This window comes from Cytobacillus sp. FSL K6-0129 (genome assembly GCF_038007625.1).
Taxonomy (GTDB): Bacteria; Bacillota; Bacilli; order Bacillales; family Cytobacillaceae; genus Cytobacillus; species Cytobacillus kochii.
This window is the reverse complement of record NZ_JBBOXM010000001.1, coordinates 2,234,896-2,251,548: the sequence shown is the minus strand read 5'-3', so window position 1 is coordinate 2,251,548 and position 16,653 is coordinate 2,234,896. Positions and strand designations below refer to the sequence as shown.

General features: G+C 41.7%; 10 protein-coding genes, 24 tRNA genes and 3 rRNA genes. 32 read left to right on the top strand and 5 right to left on the bottom strand.

Annotated elements, in window-relative coordinates; translation table 11 throughout:
- The first annotated feature begins 9 nt into the window (after positions 1–9).
- From MHI57_RS11315 to rodA, 31 genes are all read left to right on the top strand, one after another.
- A complete protein-coding gene (locus MHI57_RS11315) occupies positions 10–789 on the top strand; it encodes an amino acid ABC transporter ATP-binding protein (protein ID WP_095371974.1) in 780 nt (259 codons plus the stop codon).
- Between the two features lie 323 nt (positions 790–1,112).
- Positions 1,113–2,661 (top strand): 16S ribosomal RNA (locus tag MHI57_RS11310).
- Positions 2,662–2,987: 326 nt separating this feature from the next.
- Positions 2,988–5,921, top strand: a 23S ribosomal RNA gene (locus MHI57_RS11305).
- Between the two features lie 270 nt (positions 5,922–6,191).
- A 5S ribosomal RNA gene (rrf, locus tag MHI57_RS11300) occupies positions 6,192–6,308 on the top strand.
- The 16S, 23S and 5S rRNA genes sit together here with 24 tRNA genes alongside, the layout of an rRNA operon.
- A 30-nt stretch (positions 6,309–6,338) precedes the next feature.
- Positions 6,339–6,413, top strand: a tRNA-Glu gene (locus MHI57_RS11295).
- Between the two features lie 4 nt (positions 6,414–6,417).
- A tRNA-Val gene (locus tag MHI57_RS11290) sits at positions 6,418–6,493 on the top strand.
- Positions 6,494–6,508: 15 nt separating this feature from the next.
- A tRNA-Thr gene (locus tag MHI57_RS11285) sits at positions 6,509–6,584 on the top strand.
- A gap of 14 nt (positions 6,585–6,598) precedes the next feature.
- Positions 6,599–6,674, top strand: a tRNA-Lys gene (locus MHI57_RS11280).
- Positions 6,675–6,683: 9 nt separating this feature from the next.
- Positions 6,684–6,765: transfer RNA gene (locus tag MHI57_RS11275), tRNA-Leu, on the top strand.
- 23 nt (positions 6,766–6,788) lie between these two features.
- Positions 6,789–6,863 (top strand) — tRNA-Gly (locus MHI57_RS11270).
- Between the two features lie 3 nt (positions 6,864–6,866).
- A tRNA-Arg gene (locus tag MHI57_RS11265) sits at positions 6,867–6,940 on the top strand.
- A gap of 8 nt (positions 6,941–6,948) precedes the next feature.
- Positions 6,949–7,025 (top strand) — tRNA-Pro (locus MHI57_RS11260).
- 23 nt (positions 7,026–7,048) lie between these two features.
- Positions 7,049–7,124, top strand: a tRNA-Ala gene (locus MHI57_RS11255).
- A gap of 25 nt (positions 7,125–7,149) precedes the next feature.
- Positions 7,150–7,223 (top strand) — tRNA-Met (locus MHI57_RS11250).
- Between the two features lie 16 nt (positions 7,224–7,239).
- Positions 7,240–7,332: transfer RNA gene (locus MHI57_RS11245), tRNA-Ser, on the top strand.
- 14 nt (positions 7,333–7,346) lie between these two features.
- A tRNA-Met gene (locus tag MHI57_RS11240) sits at positions 7,347–7,420 on the top strand.
- Between the two features lie 3 nt (positions 7,421–7,423).
- A tRNA-Asp gene (locus tag MHI57_RS11235) sits at positions 7,424–7,500 on the top strand.
- A 19-nt stretch (positions 7,501–7,519) separates the two neighbouring features.
- Positions 7,520–7,595: transfer RNA gene (locus MHI57_RS11230), tRNA-Phe, on the top strand.
- A gap of 13 nt (positions 7,596–7,608) precedes the next feature.
- Positions 7,609–7,692, top strand: a tRNA-Tyr gene (locus tag MHI57_RS11225).
- A gap of 3 nt (positions 7,693–7,695) precedes the next feature.
- Positions 7,696–7,769: transfer RNA gene (locus MHI57_RS11220), tRNA-Trp, on the top strand.
- A gap of 6 nt (positions 7,770–7,775) precedes the next feature.
- Positions 7,776–7,851, top strand: a tRNA-His gene (locus MHI57_RS11215).
- 16 nt (positions 7,852–7,867) lie between these two features.
- Positions 7,868–7,939, top strand: a tRNA-Gln gene (locus MHI57_RS11210).
- A 4-nt stretch (positions 7,940–7,943) separates the two neighbouring features.
- Positions 7,944–8,014, top strand: a tRNA-Cys gene (locus tag MHI57_RS11205).
- Positions 8,015–8,018: 4 nt separating this feature from the next.
- Positions 8,019–8,100, top strand: a tRNA-Leu gene (locus MHI57_RS11200).
- Positions 8,101–8,117: 17 nt separating this feature from the next.
- A tRNA-Gly gene (locus MHI57_RS11195) sits at positions 8,118–8,188 on the top strand.
- Positions 8,189–8,195: 7 nt separating this feature from the next.
- Positions 8,196–8,272, top strand: a tRNA-Ile gene (locus MHI57_RS11190).
- Between the two features lie 10 nt (positions 8,273–8,282).
- Positions 8,283–8,357: transfer RNA gene (locus MHI57_RS11185), tRNA-Asn, on the top strand.
- 15 nt (positions 8,358–8,372) lie between these two features.
- A tRNA-Arg gene (locus MHI57_RS11180) sits at positions 8,373–8,446 on the top strand.
- A 303-nt stretch (positions 8,447–8,749) separates the two neighbouring features.
- Entirely contained in the window at positions 8,750–9,505 is a 756-nt protein-coding gene (locus tag MHI57_RS11175) for a FixH family protein (RefSeq protein WP_322910436.1), read from the top strand.
- 196 nt (positions 9,506–9,701) lie between these two features.
- A complete protein-coding gene (locus MHI57_RS11170) occupies positions 9,702–10,466 on the top strand; it encodes a DUF4931 domain-containing protein (RefSeq protein WP_340976374.1) in 765 nt (254 codons plus the stop codon).
- Positions 10,467–10,598: 132 nt separating this feature from the next.
- The gene (gene rodA / locus MHI57_RS11165) at positions 10,599–11,771 is read left to right on the top strand and encodes a rod shape-determining protein RodA (RefSeq protein WP_095371977.1); all 1,173 of its coding nucleotides are present in this window, start codon (positions 10,599–10,601) and stop codon (positions 11,769–11,771) included.
- Positions 11,772–11,813: 42 nt separating this feature from the next.
- Here rodA and MHI57_RS11160 read toward each other — a convergent pair whose 3' ends face one another.
- From MHI57_RS11160 to MHI57_RS11150, 3 genes are read right to left on the bottom strand one after another with little or no spacing between them, the layout of a single operon-like run.
- Positions 11,814–12,884 (bottom strand): Ger(x)C family spore germination protein, encoded by a 1,071-nt coding sequence (locus tag MHI57_RS11160; protein WP_095371978.1) that lies wholly within the window; start codon positions 12,882–12,884, stop codon positions 11,814–11,816.
- Positions 12,881–13,972, bottom strand: a complete 1,092-nt coding sequence (locus MHI57_RS11155; RefSeq protein WP_340976372.1) for a GerAB/ArcD/ProY family transporter — start codon at positions 13,970–13,972, stop codon at positions 12,881–12,883. Before MHI57_RS11155 ends, MHI57_RS11160 begins: the two co-directional genes overlap by 4 nt.
- Before the next feature lie 26 nt (positions 13,973–13,998).
- On the bottom strand, positions 13,999–15,480 hold the full coding sequence (locus MHI57_RS11150) for a spore germination protein (RefSeq protein WP_095371979.1): 1,482 nt from the start codon (positions 15,478–15,480) through the stop codon (positions 13,999–14,001).
- Positions 15,481–15,586: 106 nt separating this feature from the next.
- Here MHI57_RS11150 and MHI57_RS11145 point away from each other — a divergent pair, with 106 nt between their 5' ends.
- Entirely contained in the window at positions 15,587–15,853 is a 267-nt protein-coding gene (locus tag MHI57_RS11145) for a DUF2573 family protein (protein WP_095371980.1), read from the top strand.
- 64 nt (positions 15,854–15,917) lie between these two features.
- Here MHI57_RS11145 and MHI57_RS11140 read toward each other — a convergent pair whose 3' ends face one another.
- Positions 15,918–16,202, bottom strand: coding sequence for a spore coat protein (locus MHI57_RS11140; RefSeq protein WP_095373606.1), 285 nt, complete (start codon positions 16,200–16,202; stop codon positions 15,918–15,920).
- 70 nt (positions 16,203–16,272) lie between these two features.
- A complete protein-coding gene (locus MHI57_RS11135) occupies positions 16,273–16,539 on the bottom strand; it encodes a hypothetical protein (RefSeq protein ID WP_095371981.1) in 267 nt (88 codons plus the stop codon).
- Positions 16,540–16,653: the final 114 nt, after the last annotated feature.

Here is a 16,653-nt window from a genome sequence, read left to right as displayed (position 1 = left end):
GATATATAGATGGAAAGTATATTTGGAGTTGAGAAAATAGATATACCTATTGAAAAAAGAGAAAATATAATAGAAGTGAAGGGATTAAATAAATGGTTTGGACAACTGCATGTTTTAAAAGATGTAAATATTAGTGTGAAACAAGGTGAGGTTGTTGTTGTTCTGGGGCCATCTGGTTCAGGGAAATCTACTTTTATTCGCACCCTTAATGCTTTAGAAGAGTTCCAACAAGGACAAATAAAGATAGATGGTATTGAGTTGACTGATGATTTAAAGAATATAGAAGAAATAAGAAAAGAAACAGGGATGGTTTTTCAATCTTTTAATCTCTTTCCGCATATGACGATTCTAAAAAACATCTCTTTAGCACCGATATGGGTGAGGCGGTGGAAGAAGCAAAAAGCTGAACAAATCGCGAAAGAGTTGCTTGAAAGGGTGGGTATCCCTGAACAAGCTGATAAATATCCAGGTCAACTTTCAGGTGGACAACAACAAAGGGTGGCTATTGCAAGAGCGCTGGCGATGCAACCGAAAATCATGTTATTTGATGAACCGACTTCAGCGTTAGATCCTGAGATGGTAAAAGAGGTATTGGATGTAATGAAGACGTTGGCTGAATCAGGAATGACAATGGTAGTAGTTACACATGAAATGGGATTCGCTCGCCAAGTAGCTGACCGTATTGTTCTATTTGATTACGGTGAAATTGTGGAAGAGGGAACACCAGTAGAATTATTTGATAACCCACAACATGAAAGGACGAAAGCGTTCTTATCGCAAATACTATAATAAAAAGGAGTCAGCATAACATGAAAGTGCTGACTCCTTTTTATTTATGTAATAGATTAATTTTTTTAAAAAAGTTATTGACGAATAATAATAACAGGTGATATTATATTAAAGCAGTCGTTACTGACGCAGTAACTTACATAAGATTTTATAAAAAAGTTATTGACATCAAACACACTGGGTGATATATTAAGAAGGTCGCTTCTGAAGCGAACGAGATTGTTCTTTGAAAACTGAACGAACATAAAACGTCAAGCGTAATTTTAAAAAGCTGATTTATCAGCAACAAAGCACCATAGGTGCAAATGAGCTAATCAAACACTTTATTGGAGAGTTTGATCCTGGCTCAGGACGAACGCTGGCGGCGTGCCTAATACATGCAAGTCGAGCGAATCTGAGGGAGCTTGCTCCCAAAGATTAGCGGCGGACGGGTGAGTAACACGTGGGCAACCTGCCTGTAAGACTGGGATAACTCCGGGAAACCGGGGCTAATACCGGATAATATCTATTTATACATATAATTAGATTGAAAGATGGTTCTGCTATCACTTACAGATGGGCCCGCGGCGCATTAGCTAGTTGGTGAGGTAACGGCTCACCAAGGCGACGATGCGTAGCCGACCTGAGAGGGTGATCGGCCACACTGGGACTGAGACACGGCCCAGACTCCTACGGGAGGCAGCAGTAGGGAATCTTCCGCAATGGACGAAAGTCTGACGGAGCAACGCCGCGTGAGTGATGAAGGTTTTCGGATCGTAAAACTCTGTTGTTAGGGAAGAACAAGTATCGGAGTAACTGCCGGTACCTTGACGGTACCTAACCAGAAAGCCACGGCTAACTACGTGCCAGCAGCCGCGGTAATACGTAGGTGGCAAGCGTTGTCCGGAATTATTGGGCGTAAAGCGCGCGCAGGCGGTTCCTTAAGTCTGATGTGAAAGCCCACGGCTCAACCGTGGAGGGTCATTGGAAACTGGGGAACTTGAGTGCAGAAGAGGAAAGTGGAATTCCAAGTGTAGCGGTGAAATGCGTAGAGATTTGGAGGAACACCAGTGGCGAAGGCGACTTTCTGGTCTGTAACTGACGCTGAGGCGCGAAAGCGTGGGGAGCAAACAGGATTAGATACCCTGGTAGTCCACGCCGTAAACGATGAGTGCTAAGTGTTAGAGGGTTTCCGCCCTTTAGTGCTGCAGCAAACGCATTAAGCACTCCGCCTGGGGAGTACGACCGCAAGGTTGAAACTCAAAGGAATTGACGGGGGCCCGCACAAGCGGTGGAGCATGTGGTTTAATTCGAAGCAACGCGAAGAACCTTACCAGGTCTTGACATCCTCTGACAATCCTAGAGATAGGACTTTCCCCTTCGGGGGACAGAGTGACAGGTGGTGCATGGTTGTCGTCAGCTCGTGTCGTGAGATGTTGGGTTAAGTCCCGCAACGAGCGCAACCCTTGATCTTAGTTGCCAGCATTTAGTTGGGCACTCTAAGGTGACTGCCGGTGACAAACCGGAGGAAGGTGGGGATGACGTCAAATCATCATGCCCCTTATGACCTGGGCTACACACGTGCTACAATGGATGGTACAAAGGGCTGCAAGACCGCGAGGTTTAGCCAATCCCATAAAACCATTCTCAGTTCGGATTGTAGGCTGCAACTCGCCTACATGAAGCCGGAATCGCTAGTAATCGCGGATCAGCATGCCGCGGTGAATACGTTCCCGGGCCTTGTACACACCGCCCGTCACACCACGAGAGTTTGTAACACCCGAAGTCGGTGGGGTAACCTTTTGGAGCCAGCCGCCTAAGGTGGGACAGATGATTGGGGTGAAGTCGTAACAAGGTAGCCGTATCGGAAGGTGCGGCTGGATCACCTCCTTTCTAAGGAATATACGGAATTAACTTGATGTTAGACTGTTCGTTCAGTTTTGAGAGTATAATCTCTCAATTCAATCGTTCTTTGAAAACTAGATAATGTAATGAAGAAGATTACCGAGTAATCGCCACCTTAGTTATTTTTTCTCTCTATATATTATAGATTGATTTAAGATACTAAACTTTTTTAATAAACACAACCGAGAGGGTTGTGAGAAGCAAGCAGTTCAAGGAAGCGAGCGAGGAAACACCGGAGTGTGCGTCTTGTGCACATGAGGATGTTGACGAGTGAGCTGACGCCGAAATGCGTAGCTTATCGCAAGCCGAACAATGGTTAAGTTAATAAGGGCGCACGGTGAATGCCTTGGCACTAGGAGCCGATGAAGGACGGGACTAACACCGATATGCTTCGGGGAGCTGTAAGTAAGCTTTGATCCGGAGATTTCCGAATGGGGAAACCCCCTATCCGTTATGGGATAGGATCCATACCTGAATACATAGGGTATGGAAGGCAGACCCGGGGAACTGAAACATCTAAGTACCCGGAGGAAGAGAAAGCAAACGCGATTCCCTGAGTAGCGGCGAGCGAAACGGGATTAGCCCAAACCAAGAGGCTTGCCTCTTGGGGTTGTAGGACATTCTATACGGAGTTACAAAGGAACGAGATAGACGAAGAGGTCTGGAAAGGCCCGCCATAGGAGGTAAAAGCCCTGTAGTTGAAACTTCGTTCCCTCCAGAGTGGATCCTGAGTACGGCGGGACACGAGAAATCCCGTCGGAAGCAGGGAGGACCATCTCCCAAGGCTAAATACTCCCTAGTGACCGATAGTGAACCAGTACCGTGAGGGAAAGGTGAAAAGCACCCCGGAAGGGGAGTGAAAGAGATCCTGAAACCGTGTGCCTACAAGTAGTTAGAGCCCGTTAATGGGTGATAGCGTGCCTTTTGTAGAATGAACCGGCGAGTTACGATTACATGCGAGGTTAAGTTGGACAGACGGAGCCGTAGCGAAAGCGAGTCTGAATAGGGCGAATTTAGTATGTGGTCGTAGACCCGAAACCAGGTGATCTACCCATGTCCAGGGTGAAGTCCAGGTAACACTGGATGGAGGCCCGAACCCACGTACGTTGAAAAGTGCGGGGATGAGGTGTGGGTAGCGGAGAAATTCCAATCGAACTTGGAGATAGCTGGTTCTCTCCGAAATAGCTTTAGGGCTAGCCTCATGCGTAAGAATCTTGGAGGTAGAGCACTGTTTGGACTAGGGGCCCTCATCGGGTTACCGAATTCAGACAAACTCCGAATGCCAAAGATTTATCCATGGGAGTCAGACTGCGAGTGATAAGATCCGTAGTCAAGAGGGAAACAGCCCAGACCACCAGCTAAGGTCCCAAAGTATACGTTAAGTGGAAAAGGATGTGGAGTTGCTTAGACAACCAGGATGTTGGCTTAGAAGCAGCCACCATTTAAAGAGTGCGTAATAGCTCACTGGTCGAGTGACTCCGCGCCGAAAATGTACCGGGGCTAAACGTATCACCGAAGCTGTGGATTGAACATCGTTGATGTTCAGTGGTAGGAGAGCGTTCTAAGGGCGTTGAAGCTAGACCGTAAGGACTGGTGGAGCGCTTAGAAGTGAGAATGCCGGTATGAGTAGCGAAAGATGGGTGAGAATCCCATCCACCGAATGCCTAAGGTTTCCTGAGGAAGGCTCGTCCGCTCAGGGTTAGTCGGGACCTAAGCCGAGGCTGAAAAGCGTAGGCGATGGACAACAGGTTGATATTCCTGTACCACCGTATTCTGTTTGAGTGATGGGGGGACGCAGGAGGATAGGGTAAGCGCACTATTGGATGTGCGTCTAAGCAGTTAGAGGGACCATGAGGCAAATCCCATGGTCATATACCTTGAGCTGTGATAGCGAGGGAAATTTAGTACCGAAGTTCTTGATTCCACACTGCCAAGAAAAGCCTCTAGCGAGGAATAAGGTGCCCGTACCGCAAACCGACACAGGTAGGCGAGGAGAGAATCCTAAGGTGAGCGAGAGAACTCTCGTTAAGGAACTCGGCAAAATGACCCCGTAACTTCGGGAGAAGGGGTGCTCATTAGGGTGTTAAAGCCTTGATGAGCCGCAGTGAATAGGCCCAGGCGACTGTTTAGCAAAAACACAGGTCTCTGCGAAGCCGCAAGGCGAAGTATAGGGGCTGACGCCTGCCCGGTGCTGGAAGGTTAAGAGGAGAGGTTAGCTCACGCGAAGCTTTGAATCGAAGCCCCAGTAAACGGCGGCCGTAACTATAACGGTCCTAAGGTAGCGAAATTCCTTGTCGGGTAAGTTCCGACCCGCACGAAAGGCGTAACGATCTGGGCACTGTCTCAACGAGAGACTCGGTGAAATTATAGTACCTGTGAAGATGCAGGTTACCCGCGACAGGACGGAAAGACCCCGTGGAGCTTTACTGTAGCCTGATATTGAATTTTGGTACAGCTTGTACAGGATAGGTAGGAGCCTTAGAAGCCGGAGCGCTAGCTTCGGTGGAGGCGTCGGTGGGATACTACCCTGGCTGTATTGAAATTCTAACCCACATCCCTTATCGGGATGGGAGACAGTGTCAGGTGGGCAGTTTGACTGGGGCGGTCGCCTCCTAAAGAGTAACGGAGGCGCCCAAAGGTTCCCTCAGAATGGTTGGAAATCATTCGTAGAGTGTAAAGGCACAAGGGAGCTTGACTGCGAGACCTACAAGTCGAGCAGGGACGAAAGTCGGGCTTAGTGATCCGGTGGTTCCGCATGGAAGGGCCATCGCTCAACGGATAAAAGCTACCCCGGGGATAACAGGCTTATCTCCCCCAAGAGTCCACATCGACGGGGAGGTTTGGCACCTCGATGTCGGCTCATCGCATCCTGGGGCTGTAGTCGGTCCCAAGGGTTGGGCTGTTCGCCCATTAAAGCGGTACGCGAGCTGGGTTCAGAACGTCGTGAGACAGTTCGGTCCCTATCCGTCGTGGGCGCAGGAAATTTGAGAGGAGCTGTCCTTAGTACGAGAGGACCGGGATGGACGCACCGCTGGTGTACCAGTTGTCTTGCCAAAGGCATCGCTGGGTAGCTATGTGCGGAAGGGATAAGTGCTGAAAGCATCTAAGCATGAAGCCCCCCTCGAGATGAGATTTCCCATAGCGCAAGCTAGTAAGATCCCTGAAAGATGATCAGGTTGATAGGTTAGAGGTGGAAGTGTGGCGACACATGCAGCTGACTAATACTAATCGATCGAGGACTTAACCAAAAACGAAAAGCGAAAGCGCCTTGCACAGGTGCGACAAGCATAAGACAGATTTGACAGGAGGTTGTTCTTTAACCTCATGACAAATTTGACTTATGACCTCGAGCACCTAGGCGCTGTAGCTGGACAATACGAAATGCGGGCGGCTCCAAGCCGCCGCAGCTAGACAGCACTACGTAAGTAGTCGCATCAGCAACGCATAGGCGATTACTCATAAATATCTTCTTCAACATTACCTAGTTTTGAGGGAACGATTCCCTTACAATTTCATAGTCCGGTGGCGATAGCGAGAAGGTCACACCCGTTCCCATACCGAACACGGAAGTTAAGCTTCTCAGCGCCGATGGTAGTTAGGGGCTGTCCCCTTGTGAGAGTAGGACGCTGCCGGGCAAACTACCCCAATTTTTGGGGTTATTTTTTGGCCCCTTGGTCAAGCGGTTAAGACACCGCCCTTTCACGGCGGTAACACGGGTTCGAATCCCGTAGGGGTCACCATTTTGGAGGATTAGCTCAGCTGGGAGAGCATCTGCCTTACAAGCAGAGGGTCGGCGGTTCGATCCCGTCATCCTCCACCATTTTTGTGTTTATTTGCCGGCCTAGCTCAATTGGTAGAGCAACTGACTTGTAATCAGTAGGTTGGGGGTTCAAGTCCTCTGGCCGGCACCACTCGTCCTTTGTACGAGCCATTAGCTCAGTTGGTAGAGCATCTGACTTTTAATCAGAGGGTCGAAGGTTCGAGTCCTTCATGGCTCACCATTTATATTTGCGGGTGTGGCGGAATTGGCAGACGCACCAGACTTAGGATCTGGCGCCGCAAGGCGTGGGGGTTCGACTCCCTTCACCCGCATTAGTATTTTATAATGAATATTTGCGGAAGTAGTTCAGTGGTAGAACATCACCTTGCCAAGGTGAGGGTCGCGGGTTCGAATCCCGTCTTCCGCTCCATATGCGCCCGTAGCTCAATTGGATAGAGCGTTTGACTACGGATCAAAAGGTTAGGGGTTCGACTCCTCTCGGGCGCGTTTTGTATCGGGAAGTAGCTCAGCTTGGTAGAGCACTTGGTTTGGGACCAAGGGGTCGCAGGTTCGAATCCTGTCTTCCCGACCACTAGATATACATATATATTTTTAGGGGCCTTAGCTCAGCTGGGAGAGCGCCTGCTTTGCACGCAGGAGGTCAGCGGTTCGATCCCGCTAGGCTCCACCAATTAATTTTATACAAAATATTCTATGGCGGTGTAGCTCAGCTGGCTAGAGCGTACGGTTCATACCCGTGAGGTCGGGGGTTCGATCCCCTCCGCCGCTATTGCTTTTTTATTAATGGAGGAATACCCAAGTCTGGCTGAAGGGATCGGTCTTGAAAACCGACAGGGGTGTTAAAGCCCGCGGGGGTTCGAATCCCTCTTCCTCCGCCATTAATATTTATTATCGCGGGGTGGAGCAGTCCGGTAGCTCGTCGGGCTCATAACCCGAAGGTCGCAGGTTCAAATCCTGCCCCCGCAATCTGGTCCGGTAGTTCAGTTGGTTAGAATGCCTGCCTGTCACGCAGGAGGTCGCGGGTTCGAGTCCCGTCCGGACCGCCATTTACATATTTATTATTTTGGCTCAGTAGCTCAGTCGGTAGAGCAAAGGACTGAAAATCCTTGTGTCGGCGGTTCGATTCCGTCCTGAGCCACCATTTAGTCTTTTTTGGAGGGGTAGCGAAGTGGCTAAACGCGGCGGACTGTAAATCCGCTCCTTCGGGTTCGGCAGTTCGAATCTGCCCCCCTCCACCATCTAGGGGTATAGTTTAATGGTAAAACGAAGGTCTCCAAAACCTTTGATGTGGGTTCGATTCCTACTACCCCTGCCAATTATGGCGGTTGTGGCGAAGTGGTTAACGCATCGGATTGTGGTTCCGACATTCGTGGGTTCGATTCCCATCAGCCGCCCCATTTTTAAACATTTTATTGGGCTATAGCCAAGTGGTAAGGCAACGGATTTTGATTCCGTCATTCGTAGGTTCGAACCCTACTAGCCCAGTTATGGCAGCATAGCCAAGTGGTAAGGCAGAGGTCTGCAAAACCTTTATCCCCGGTTCAAATCCGGGTGTTGCCTTTATGCCGGTGTGGCGGAATTGGCAGACGCGCACGACTCAAAATCGTGTTCCTTCGGGAGTGTCGGTTCGACCCCGACCACCGGTATGTTGAAGTTCTTAAATGCGGGTGTAGTTTAGTGGTAAAACCTCAGCCTTCCAAGCTGATGATGAGGGTTCGATTCCCTTCACCCGCTTAAATAGGGGCCTATAGCTCAGCTGGTTAGAGCGCACGCCTGATAAGCGTGAGGTCGATGGTTCGAGTCCATTTAGGCCCACCATTTATATTATTCCGCAGTAGCTCAGTGGTAGAGCATTCGGCTGTTAACCGAACGGTCGTAGGTTCGAATCCTACCTGCGGAGCCATACATATTTTAGTTTGCGCCTTTAGCTCAGCTGGATAGAGCAACAGCCTTCTAAGCTGTGGGTCAGAGGTTCGAATCCTCTAAGGCGCGTCAAAGCTCTTAAATCTTCTATAAGGTTTATGAGCTTTTTTTGTATGATTAATTTTAAATTAAGCTTCTAGGCATCTAGTTGAAAGCTTTGTAGATAAGTACAAAAAAAAAGCTTCCATGAATGGAAGCTAAAAAGGGGGATTTACACTTGTAATAGAAGTTTCTCCAAATAAATCTTTTTTTATACCTATATTTTCTTTATTTTACATATTTCTCTCATTAACAAATTATTTCACTTTTCTAACACATATTATTAGTAATATAGATGAGAAAGATTAGATGTTTAAGAAAGAGGGGCTTTTTATGAAGAAGTGGATATCAACCTTTTCTGTAATTATGATTATTTTTCTTGCTGCTTGTGGAAATGCAGAGAATGATGCAAACTCTAGTGGTGGGGAAGGATCAGTTCCTGCTGCAATCGATGCCAGTATCTCGATACCAAGTCAGATTAAAAGGAACGAAGAAGTACGCTTGGAAGTTACTGTTACTCAGGGAGACGAGTCTGTGGAAGATGCAGATGAAGTAAAATTTGAATTGTGGGAAGATGGGAAAAAGGATAATGGTGAATTAATAGAAGCAGAACACGAGAATGATGGCAAGTACGTTGCATCCTATACATTTGAAAAAGATGCTATCTATCATATTCAGTCACATGTCACCGCAAGAAGTATGCACACTATGCCTAAAGTTAAAGTGGCGGTAGGCAGTGCTGAAATAGATAACGAAGAAGAAAATCAAGGCCACAGCGCACATGAGCATGATGGAAATGTAGCGATACATATAAGTCCTACTGCTGATATTAAGACGAATGAGGAAACTCCATTTGATATTCATATTACTAAAGAAGAACAAGGACTTGAAGAGGCAAATGTGAGGTTAGAAATCGTTCAGTCAATTGATGATCATCAGGTGGCATGGGTAGATGCAGTAGAGGAAACTAGTGGGATGTATACAGCAACACATGCATTTACTGATAATGGAACATACAAGATTGTCGTTCATGTAGAAAATGATGAAGGATTACATGAACATAGTGAATTTGAGGTCATAGTAAATTAACAGTAGAAGAAAGATATTTGCATATGCAAATATCTTTTTTATCTTATTTAATAATGTACTTTTGTTTTCATGTTACGCAAGTGAAGTTGCCTTTAATATTGATGAATTTTATACTAATCATAATCAAACTTTCACACTATAAAGAAGAAGCCCTTTATAATAGAAGTAAGTAATTGAAATCAGGAGAGAATAACAAATGACAAATACTCATTTATTTTTTAATACAAGCATTGGTAAACAGAAACCTAATAGTATAAGGAATAAAGAACAAGTGTGTCCGTTCTGTCAGAGAGAACAATTGACGAAGATTATAGCGGAGGATGGTCCGATCATTTGGTTGGAGAATAAATATCCCGTATTAGAAAATGCTCATCAAACGGTCTTAATCGAGACAGATCAGTGTGACACGGAACTTTCACAGTATGATGACAACCATTTAGTCAGATTGATTACATTTGGTTTAGACAATTGGTTAAGTATGGAGAAAAGTGATAAATATAAATCTGTGATTTTTTTCAAGAATCATGGTCCTCATTCAGGTGGAAGCATTGCTCATCCTCATATGCAAATTGTAGGTTTATATGATGTCGTATATCAAAATAAGGTGCAGGCTGACGATTTTGTAGGAGAGTTAATTGATCAACATGGTGATACTGAATTTTCTTTATCTAATAAACCACGTATTGGTTTTTATGAATTTAATGTTAAATTAGGACAGAAAAAGGATATCGCAGCGTTTGCTAAATATATTCAAATGGCAACCAAATATATTTTGAGGTATTTTCCTTTTACATGTAACAGCTATAATCTATTCTTTTACCATTTCGAGAATGAAATATTTGCAAAAATTGTCCCTCGATATGTAACAAGCCCTCTTTTTATCGGATATTTCTTGCCACAAGTACCTAATAACATCATGTGGATGGTGAAGGATATTCAAAGTAAATATGTACAATTATAATATGCATTTTTTCTTTGTTACAAAAAAGAAATATACGTAGCTGTTGTGATTTTCATCTAAAAAAAATATAATGAAGTATTGTACACAGATTATTTTTAATGAAGAGCCTTTGTTTCATAAGGAGATTGATTAATGACTTCTAAACGAACGACAACATCGAGAATTGATTATACTTTAGTTCTTATTTTATTTTTATTGTTTTTAGTGAGCTGTATTTCTATATATAGTGCACAAACGACTGAACAATACGGTGAGAATTTTTTACTAAAACAAATTGTATGGTATGTAGTGGGAATAGGGATTATACTAGCAGTCATTACATTAGATGCTGAACAATTAAAGAAAATTTCTTGGTATGCTTACGGTTTTGGACTATTGCTACTTGGGTTTCTTGTTGTCGCACCTGAAAGTATTGCTCCTGTAATTAATGGAGCGAAATCATGGATACGGCTGCCTGGTCTTGGACAAATACAGCCTGCTGAGTTAGTAAAGGTTTTTCTCATATTAGCTTTAGCCAGGGTCATCGATGACCATCATCAAAAGACACAATTAAAAACTGTGAAAACAGATTTTTTCCTATTATTTAAAATGCTAATTGTTACTGGGTTCCCTTTGTTACTCATCATGCAACAACCAGATTTGGGGACTTCCTTGGTAATTTTAGCGATTTTGCTCGGAATGGTTTTTATCTCAGGTATCACTTGGAAAATACTTGCGCCTATTGTAAGTGTAGGTGTAACTTTAGTTGTTGGTATTTTTTATTTTGTATTGTGGCATCCAGAGTTGTTGGAGAAATATTTGGGCGTGAAGGAATACCAATTGGGGCGAATTTATTCTTGGATCGATCCTTATAATTATCAAAGTTCTACAGGTTTTCAACTAACGCGCTCCTTACTTGCAATCGGTTCTGGTGAGACAACAGGAAAGGGCTACGGCACAAGAGAAGTTTACTTACCAGAAAGTCACACAGATTTTATTTTTAGTATCATAGGAGAAGAGTTCGGTTTTATTGGGGCAAGTGTGGTTGTTAGTTTATTTTTCTTATTGATTTATCATTTGACTAAAATAGGTATTAGTACGAGAACGCCATTCTATACATATGTTTGTGTAGGGGTAATTAGTTTAATAACTTTCCATGTCTTTCAAAATATCGGAATGACAATTGGTGTTTTACCGATTACAGGAATCCCACTACCGTTCATTAGTTATGGAGGAAGCTCACTAATGGGCAATATGCTCGCTATGGGGCTAATTTTTTCAATTGGATTTCATAGTAAACGGTACATGTTTTCCAGATCTTCGTAGGAAAAAGAAACCCGAGAATTTTAAATTCTCGGGTTAATGCTGTTAGATAGATGCACCAGTATCCAGTATAATTACCTTCGCATCAACTTTAATGTTTAAGTCAGGATATCCCTTTTTCCATTCTTTATAATCAAAATTGCGTATTTTTGTGCTATAAACCTTACCTATTCCGATTGGATCGGCATTATCTTCTTGAAATGACTGAATAAGCGCTGAACATTCATTTTTTATTTTCTTATTGATGAAATTCGTTATCTCTTTTATTTTTTTATCATCCAAATTATTTCCTGAATATTCTTTTATATTACCTTGGACCTTAATTTTAATGGTGATGTTTGTTGGATCCTTTTTATCTAATTTATATTTATGGTTGGAATGTATACTTTTAATAGCCACTTTTTGACCATCCGGCAAGTCGATAGAGAAATCACCTCTACTATAACGATCAACGAGTAATTTAAAATAAAATAATTTATCACTAGGGAGAATTTTATATGCAGCATGATCTTTGAATAATGATATGCCGGCTAGTTCTATTTCTTGCTCATTGATTTTTTTGATATGTGGTAAGAAGATATCCTTCCCTTCTTGATAAAAATCTCTCATAAATAAAGTTAAGTTCGTTTTAGGTAAATCTCCATAGTCAACATTGTGTTCAATTAAGTCAGAAATAAAAGTTCCATTCCCTTGAGGGCCATATTCACCTGTTAAAATTTCCTCCGTACTACTATCAGTGGTTGCAAAGTAGATTCGTTTTCCAATTGAAGCATCTCGTTGATAGGCGTCTACATATACAGTTAATCCACGTTCGGCAATGGCAATATTATATAATGTAAGCCTTAAACCTCCGACTACAATTGGATTGGGTGATTGCCGGTTTGCTTTATACAGTGTCTCTCTCCTGAGATCACCGGTTGTTGTAACAGTTTTGTTCTCTACACTCATTTCTTTGTTGAATACTTCCATAAGAAAGGTTGTCTTTAACAAATGCTCATCACTCGTATCAGGGTCAAAGCCAGTTGCGACTGCGATATTGAGTTCATCTATTATTCTTTTTTGTACACATCCAGTAAGTATAAACAGGCAGCAAATGATACATATCCATTTTTTCATGTTTTCTTCACCTTCTTTATAATGAGGGATAAACAGTACAAAAAGGGAATATAAACAAATACAAAAGCAACAGACACCAGTTCAACCACTTGATTAAACCTTTCAATATCTAAGCCCTTCTCAAAAAAAGTAACGATAATAACAGAGATGGTTGAAATCAGTATGGCTCCTTTCCTTTGTTTTAATTTAGTGGCTCTTTTAAGTAACCTTGAAGCAATCCAAAGGGAGAGACATATATTCGGTAGTAGTATTAAACACCAATTGGCGACCCCAATATACTCAAAGCGTTCAACAAATGGAAATTGCACCATTTGCCACATAGAAAGTGTAGCCCAAATCGTATTTTCTAATTGCTTTTTTGAGAAATAAGCAAAAGCAATTATCGCTAATATCGTATAAAAAATTGTCGTGGTGGCGACTCCGATATGTGCCCATTTTTTCGACTTCTGCGGTTGGTTAATAAAAGGATAGATAAATAAAATTGCTTCAAATCCAACAGAAGTTAGTGACATATGATAGGAAGCTTGTAATAATTCGGTGATTTTATGTTGCCAAATCGGTAATAAGTGGGTGAAGTCAGCGTACTTTAGCGTAAAGGTGAATGTGAATACTAAATAGGCTGGTAAAATGGTTCCAAAAAAACAAACACCCACAACTGTCCTAAGTCCACCGTATACAATATATATTGATAGAAGTAAGAACAATACCGAAAACGCAAAATTATTTATATCTGGAAACATCCATATTTGAATAACTTCGATAAAATTCAATATAAAGGAAAGAAGGTAAGTGATATAAAATAAAACAAAGGCGAAGCTTGCCACTTTACTAATGAATCGCCCAAAAAGAAATTCATGAACGGTAATAATATCTCCATTAACCATTTCACATAATTTGTACATCATCCATAATACAATATGAATATAAACACCTAAAATGAGAATGGAAATCCATGCATCATATCCAGCATAGTCGGCAATAATTCTTTGATATCCTAGAATGCCAATGCCAATTTGCATAGCGATCATCACATAAAAAACGAGATAGGGAGATATTTTTAAGTTATTGGGAATCGTTTGGCTTTGCATATTCATCACCTCTATTAAGGCTAGGGTTATTCATCAATGTCTTTTGGGTTTTCAGCTTTCTTCTTATTGAATCGTTTTGGTTTTTGCGTTCTTAAAACATGTGGACGCCTGTACATTTTTTGTAATGGTGCGCGAATAAGTGTATCCTTCATATCTGCTAATCTAAGCGGGTATATTGGCGCCAAAAAAGGTCTTCCTAGTGAGGTCAGGCGTAATAAGTGGGCAATGAGAATACAGAAACAAAAAAGAATTCCTAATACACCCCAAAATTGTGCAAACAGAAGAAAGGGAAATCGTAAAACCCTAATGGTATTACCCATTTTATAAACAGGTGTTGTAAAGGAACCTAATGCACCTAATGCGACAAAGATTAACAGTACGTTACTAGTAAGACCGGCTTCAACTGATGCTGTACCAATAACAATACCCCCTACGATACCAATAGTTTGACCGACTTTAGTAGGGAGCCGTGCCCCCGCCTCACGCAATAATTCAATCGTTAGCTCAAGGAATAATGCTTCGAGAATCGGGGGGAGCGGAATGGTTCTTCTTGATGTTACTAATAACCCTAATAAGTCTGGTGGTATGAGCTCGTATTGATATGTCATAGCTGCAACGTAAATCGGTGTAACCAATACTGAAAAGACAACAGCAAAAAATCGCACTAAGCGAAAAAATGTAGCGACAATCCAATTGAGAAAATAGTCTTCGAAAGCGCTAAAAAATTCAATTAACGTCGTGGGCGCTATTAACACATGTGGTGAACCATCAACGATTATGGCGATTTTTCCTTCAGCAAGAATAGCTGCTACTCGATCAGGCCTCTCAGTGTCCAGCAATTGTGGAAATAGGGAATTGGAATTATCACTTAATAATTCAACAATATTTGAACTATCAGAAATCGTGTCAATCTCAATATTTTTTATACGTTGTTTCACAGTATCAACATTGTCTTTATTAGTAATTCCTTCTATATGTAAGACAGCTACTTTTGTTTTCGAAAGTTTTCCAACAGTATATTCTTGTGAAATTAATTCTTTAATAGGTAATCTTTTTCTAATCAAGTTTAAGTTTTGACCAATAGCCTCAACAAACGCTTCCTTAGGTCCAATTACAGAAAACTCAATTTCAGGTTGAGTGAGAGAACGGACAATTTCTTTCTGAGCGGCAATAAATCCAAAACGATTTTTATCAGAATCTAGTGTGACAAGTACATATCCATTTAATAACTTTTGTTCTATATCGCTTGGATTTTTTAAAATATGAATATCTGCTATGGGAACTATTCTATGCAAATCTTCCAGTGATTCAAATTTTTTTGTTAAAAGCGCTGGTAAAGCACTTTCCTGAATAATTTGTTCATCTACTAAAGTCGCATAAAAATGAAAACCAAACCGTTCATTCGTTTTTTCATTAAAATAATAGGTAGACTGAAAATCAGTTGACTGCTTTAATAAAGATTTCCAACCATCATCTTTGATTTTTTTAAACTTATCCCATATGCTCAAAGGTATCACCGTCAATCAGAAGTATTAAATGCATCTAATTAATATTGTTACCAAATTTGGTTGTGTTATGAATGAGGATTAAAAAATGGTAAAGGAGCGATAAAAGTTGGCTCATGATTTGGATCAGAAGATAGAAGCAATGGTAGAAAAATACACGGAATTGTTATTAGGAGAAAGTGACGAAACATTAAAAGGAGAAGTAAAATCATGGATTATCTATTCATTCATTGCTAAACAGATGCCACCTTTAGTAAAACATTGGAATCAATTGTACCCTGAAGGGAAGCAAGAAATGATGGAGCTAATTACAAAGATTAAAGATTTAAATGAAAAACAGCGGCAACAAAAGCCTGATGATAATAAAAAAAAATAAAAAAATAAGAACAGATGATGATTGTTGGTCAACATCTGTTCCTGTTTTATTCCTTTTAACTTAGCTATTGGATGTTACCGTTTGTTCCATAGGGAAATTGTGTAGAGTAACCTTGGAATTGTTGGTAAGATTGTTGCAGATTTTGTTGATCTGCTGCATCAAGACTGTACCAACCTCTTTCAAACATGAGGTTATAAAGATGACGTTGTTCATTCTTTGTTTCAGTAAAAATACGCATAAAATCTTCATAAAGTGTTTGATTACTAACTTCATTTAAATAAATGCTATAAGAATCACTCATGTACTTTTCCATTGCGAGTAGGTCGTTTGTAAAATCACGATCATTCATTTGTGGTGTTTTGGCTATCTGTTTTTCAGGATTTTGTACTTTTTTTGAATTAGTCAACTGAGTTTCCTCCTTATTGCATATTATTAAACGGTTGTGTCGTATTAAGATGTTTCAAAACCTGCTCATAATGGCGTTGATGCATTTGTCCACATTGTTCAAAAACAGTTTTTAAAGCAGGGTCTTGACAATGTTCCGCATAGAAATGAGCTTTTTTCATTGCTAATAAATTCCAAGAAAGAATGTCATTAAAGTAAAGTGCATCTTTTGTTGATACCATAACTGGGGGTTGTTGCATAATTCCTTGTTGATTCGAGAAGTTTGTATTTTGTTGTTGCATCCCAATACCTCCATTTTGATGATTTTCTTCTAAAATAGTTTGTCAATTGCTGAAAAATTTATGCAGAAAGAAAAAAGTGAAAAAGAAATAAAAAATCTATAAGGAAAATGATTG